Genomic DNA, 564 nt, shown 5'->3' on the forward strand with positions numbered 1-564 from the left:
GATTCGACGATCAGTGCGAAGTGGATGAAGGCCGCGAACATGACGTCGAGCTTGTCGAAGCGGCTGAAGATGCGGCGGAACCCTTTCAGACGGCGGAACAGGCGCTCGATTTCGTTGCGGCGCTTGTAGATCTCGGTGTTGTACGCCCATGGCTGGGCCCGCAGCGGATGCGGGGGCACGACCGGATCCAGGCCCAGATCCAGCGCGAGCTGCCGGGTTTCATTGCCCTCGTAGGCGCGATCCATGACCAGATGGCAGCGCGCGGGCAGGGGTGGCAGGGCATGCAGCAGGGCGCGACCGGCTGGGGCATCGCCCGCCTGGCCCGGCGAAAGCCAGAAGGCTAACGCGCAGCGGGAATCCGCGGCAGCCATATGAATTTTGGTGGTCCAGCCTCCGCGGGAGCGGCCGATGGCCTGCGGGCCGTTTTTTTTCGTGCGCCGGTGCCGTCCGGGTGGACCTTGACGATCGTACTGTCCAGGCTGACCGCCTCCAGCCGCACCCGGACCAGCTGTTCGGCCTGCATGCGCTCGAAGACCCGATCCAGGACCCCGGCCTTGGCCCACC

Annotated in this window: 1 pseudogene; it reads right to left on the bottom strand. The window is 66.8% G+C overall.

Going from position 1 to position 564, the window contains the following annotated elements:
* Nucleotides 1-564 (bottom strand): annotated as a pseudogene (locus CR938_RS14340) (IS5 family transposase); the annotation flags it as partial.

Source organism: Pseudoxanthomonas taiwanensis, from assembly GCF_010093135.1.
GTDB lineage: Bacteria > Pseudomonadota > Gammaproteobacteria > Xanthomonadales > Xanthomonadaceae > Pseudoxanthomonas > Pseudoxanthomonas taiwanensis.